The following is a 4,405-nucleotide window of genomic DNA, read 5'->3' as shown; positions in this document are numbered from 1 at the left end:
CGATTAAACACAAAGAGAAACCCAGCGTTTTGAAAAAAAACGTGGGTTTCTCTACAATCTGAAGCGTGACTGAGCCACGCTTATTTCTCCTCTGTATTACGCCCTCTCCATCTTGCGACTCGAATAACCATTACCATTGCGACTAGCAGCAATAAACCCAAGTACAAATAGAACTTGCTGTCATTGTCTCCCCAGCGGCTCACAACTTGTACGAGATTACCGACAATTAGAATAAATCCGATGACAATCATTGTATTTCTGTTCATTCCCTACCCCCTGCAACCAGCGATAGACCTCACATTAACGTTAGGTAGATTATACAGAAGTCTCATACATCTGTAAATTTAACCCACATAGAAGGAAAGTGAGTCATCCCTGTCCTTCCCTTCCTACTCTGTTTTACTAACCACTCGCGAGCCATCCATGTCTCTCAATATTGCAGCCAGGCATGATCAGATCCTCTGCAAAATTTGTCATTCACCTCCCTAGATCACAAGTGTGTAAATATGCAAAAAGCCTCATCCAAATTAAGGATGAAGGCTTTATTTTGTCGAATATAGGCTAAGTCTGGCTCTGTGTATACAGATAAGCGATGACACCAGCGACGGCGAGGCAAGTTAGCACGAAGAATGTAATTTTCCACGGACTGCGCGGTACCCGCCCCGACACGCTGCCCGTCTCGCCATTGACCATGTAGCGGTAAGTCTTATTGTTGTAACGGTAATTCGCATTCCATACCGGCAGCAGAATATGCTTGTAGGTCTGGTCATAGTAGCTCGTGTCGATGCTCAGGTGACGAATCTCGTCGCCCCCGATCCGCTGGCGAATCTCGCTGTTCAGCTCTCCTTCGATGCGCGACTTCGCCTCCTGCCAGCCATCCTTGAGCGAGACGGAATACCGTTCCGCGATAAATCCGCTTAAGTACTCCGGCTTATATGGCGCTAGCTGTTCCAGCCGATAATCGTTCAGCTTGCGCAGCAGCGCGCTGTCATATTGCCCTGACGCCGGAATGAGGACATCATTGAAGAAATGTTCGTGCGTGCCGCTCGTCCAATGCCATACGGTATAGCGTACCTGCTCTGTGTAGGTCTCTGTCTTGCCGTTCACGACCCGCGTGCGCGTCTCCGTCCGATAATGATAGACACCAACCTCGGCAGAATACGAGGACGCCGTATCGCTGTCGAATGTCCAGAATGGTACATAGATGCCATTCAGAGTGGAGCTGACCGACTGCTTCTTGAACGCATTCGGAATGAACCAGCGCTTCTTGCGCCACGCATTGAACGAGGCCGTCGCCTGCTCCTTCGAGATATGGAACGGAATGACCGATTCCGGCCGGATACTGCCCGGATTACCTTGCGGCAGCACCTTGGGCGAACCGCAGAAGCCGCATACCGCGGCGGTTTGACCTGCAGGCAGCAGCATCTCGCCGCCGCAGTTGCCGCATTTGATTACCTGCTGCTCCGTTCCCCAATCCTTCAGCGAATCATCATCTTCATCGGTAAAATCAAGCTCGTATTCCGTCGGCTCTTCAGCCTCGGAACGGTCGTCGATCGGCTTCTCGCTGCCGCAGTAGCGGCATTTGAGCATTTGACTTGCCGTATCGAACTGCATCTGGCCGCCGCAGCTCGGGCATGGAAAAGTCGCTATCGGCTCCTTAGCCGTTGTCGGCTCATGTTCTCCCATCGCGAGCCGCCTCTACGCTTTCGTGCCGCAGCCGGAGCAGAACTTGGCGCCTGCCTGCAGCTCGCCGCCGCATTCCGTGCAGAACTTGCGAACGGGACGAGCTGTACCGCACTCCGGGCAGAACTTGTCGTTCGCGCTCAGCGTATTGCTGCAGCCGCCGCACGTTTCACCGCTCTGCGCTTGCGGACTCGACTGCGATTGCTGTTGTTGCTGCTGCTGACCGGTTGGGGCACCCGCTGTCCCATTCGCATTCGCTGGTTGCTGCTGCGCTGCGCCGTTCATCATTTGATTGATCATTTGTCCCATCGCCATGCCAGCGCCCATTCCTGCTCCTGCACCTGCCAGGCCGCCGCCAGGATTGTTAGCTGCATCGCGGATCGACTCCGCCGTCTGGAACTTCATATATTGGTCGAGATTGCCGGCAATGTTCATCGACGACCGCTTGTCGATCATCTTCTCCACTTCATCCGGCAGCGAGATATTCTCGATAACGAAGCCGCTCAGCGCCAGCCCGATCGCATCGAACTGCGGCGCAAGCTTGGCAGCCGTCTGCGCACTAAGCTCGTCGTAGTGCATCGCCAAATCAATGATCGGAATATTCGATTCCGCCATCAGGTCGCTCACTGCGGACACGATCATCGTTTTGAAGAAACCGCCGATCTGTTCGGGATTAAAGCTCGCATTCGAACCGAGAATGCCCCTCATGAACGCGCCTGGATCCTTCACCCGGAACGAATAGTTGCCGAAGCCGCGCGCCCGTACGATGCCGAACTCCTTGTCGCGCATAATAACGGGGTTCGTCGTGCCCCACTTCTGATCCGTCACAATCGTCGTCTTCACGAAATAAACGTCCGCCTTGAACGGCGAATTGAATCCGTGTTTCCAGGAACGAAGCGCCGTAAGGATCGGCAGGTTCTGTGTACTCAGCTCATAGCGACCCGGTGCGACCACGTCAGCGATCGTCCCTTCGTTCAAGAAGATCGCCGCCTGCCCTTCACGTACGATCAACTGCGCGCCCATCTTGATGGCATTGTCATAGGCAGGGAATCGGTAGACGAGCGACTCCGTGTCCTCCACCCATTCGATCACCTCGATAAACTGACCTCTAAGAAATGAAAACAGTCCCATCCGTAACCCTCCCTTGAGTGCTTCCAATATTTTTTAATTATACGGCAAAATGAAACGCGAGACCACGTGAACGCTGCACGTTCACGATTGTGCAAATGGCAACAGCATGCAAGAAGAGCCACCCCGATTGGGATGGCTCTTCGATAGGTCCATTAATAGAAGTTGTGTTTAGTAGATCATTACTTCGAGGTCTCCGCCGTTTGGCTGTAGATTTTCCAACCTTTATCTGTTAAGTGAAACTCGATGATCCATCCCGCTTGACTCGTACCTGCCGCGTTCTTCTCGGCGATAACGGCTTTCGCCTTTACGATAGCTGCCGTGCTCTCGATCACTTCGAAACTAGACAACTCATAGGATTGATTCGATGTCGCCGCGAACGCTGCATCCCAGTCCTTGCTATATTCTGGACCGTCAGGGGCCACCGACTCCAGCATGAACCGCTTGTTCTCTTGTCCGCGGTACAACAGGTTCGTCATCATCAGCGCATACAGATCGCCAGCCAGCTTCGTCTCTTCCATCGTCGACAGCGACTCGGTTTGGATAACCTTGAACTTCTCGATCTTCCACTCTCCAGCCGTCCGAACCAGTGAAGCTTGCATCACCGCCTGCGTGCGAAGGGATACATAAGTTGGACCGCCTGTTGACTTTTCGACCAAATCCGCATTACGCGTAACGGTTGCCGTTGCTGTACTGCCATTCACCTGAATATTATCAATGCTGATAACATGATACCGATAATTATACTGGGAAAAATACGCCTTCATCTGCGCCTCTGATTCAATCGGCTTCGCGAACGTGCCTAGATAGCCATTAACATCCTCTTGGCTCAGTGCATTCGCATTCTCTTCGATTAAGGCCCGAATATTCGCTTCCGCTTGATCGTCAACGGGTTGTTCGCTGCTATCCGCAGAAGAAGCGGATTTAATAATGACCGCCTGATTCGCTGGGTCCCACTTCACATCCGCATTCAACGCCTCCCCGACAAAACGAAGCGGTACCATCGTGCTGCCACCGACAATTTGCGGCGCCGTCGTCAGCGTCACCGTCTTCGAGCCGATGGAAGCTGTCTTCGAGTTTATGGTGAGCACGATGCGGGTATCCCCTTTCGTTGCCGTCACCTGCTGCTTGCCGCCATCCCAGCTCATCGTTGCATTCAGCTTCTCGAATATCGCTCGCATCGGAACGAGAACGGAACCGTTCAAATTCACCGGCGCCATATCGAACGCCTGCACCTTGCCATCAATAATGACATCAATCTTCGTATTCGCCGCCGCCGTGCTTGTACTAGCTGCCGACACCTGTGTCTGCCCGACGCCAAGAGCCATCATTGCAGCAATGGTTGCGATAATAACTGCCTTCTTCATCCTTGTCACCGCCTGGATTGTATTAAGCTGCATGCATGATTAATCGACCTGAACGACTGCTTGTTTCTGGAAAAGAAATAGGATCACCACTATTGTCGGCATTGCAAGACGAAATTGTTAGTACAGCGCTCGTCGTCCGAAAAACAAACAAAGCCCTCGAACCGATGGAGTGCACCCCTTAGAATGGACATTGGATAAAACCCCTGGTTTATCCGATGAAATTCTAG

General features: G+C 52.6%; 4 protein-coding genes. All 4 read right to left on the bottom strand.

Annotated elements, in window-relative coordinates; all coding sequences use genetic code 11:
• Nucleotides 1-80 precede the first annotated feature (80 nt).
• Nucleotides 81-266: a hypothetical protein gene (locus SBI19_RS29305; RefSeq protein ID WP_317973068.1), complete on the bottom strand. Its 186-nt coding sequence runs from the start codon at nucleotides 264-266 to the stop codon at nucleotides 81-83.
• A gap of 295 nt (nucleotides 267-561) precedes the next feature.
• Entirely contained in the window at nucleotides 562-1,686 is a 1,125-nt protein-coding gene (locus SBI19_RS29300) for a TFIIB-type zinc ribbon-containing protein (protein ID WP_317973067.1), read from the bottom strand.
• 12 nt (nucleotides 1,687-1,698) lie between these two features.
• Entirely contained in the window at nucleotides 1,699-2,814 is a 1,116-nt protein-coding gene (locus tag SBI19_RS29295) for an SPFH domain-containing protein (RefSeq protein ID WP_317973066.1), read from the bottom strand.
• Between the two features lie 179 nt (nucleotides 2,815-2,993).
• Nucleotides 2,994-4,178, bottom strand: coding sequence for a copper amine oxidase N-terminal domain-containing protein (locus tag SBI19_RS29290; protein WP_317973065.1), 1,185 nt, complete (start codon nucleotides 4,176-4,178; stop codon nucleotides 2,994-2,996).
• Nucleotides 4,179-4,405 lie beyond the last annotated feature (227 nt).

Origin of the sequence: Paenibacillus sp. CCS19 (assembly GCF_033239625.1) — a bacterium.
In the GTDB taxonomy this organism is placed as follows: domain Bacteria; phylum Bacillota; class Bacilli; order Paenibacillales; family Paenibacillaceae; genus Paenibacillus_T.
The sequence above is the reverse complement of the archived record's forward strand: the minus strand, read 5'-3'. Positions and strand labels throughout refer to the sequence as shown.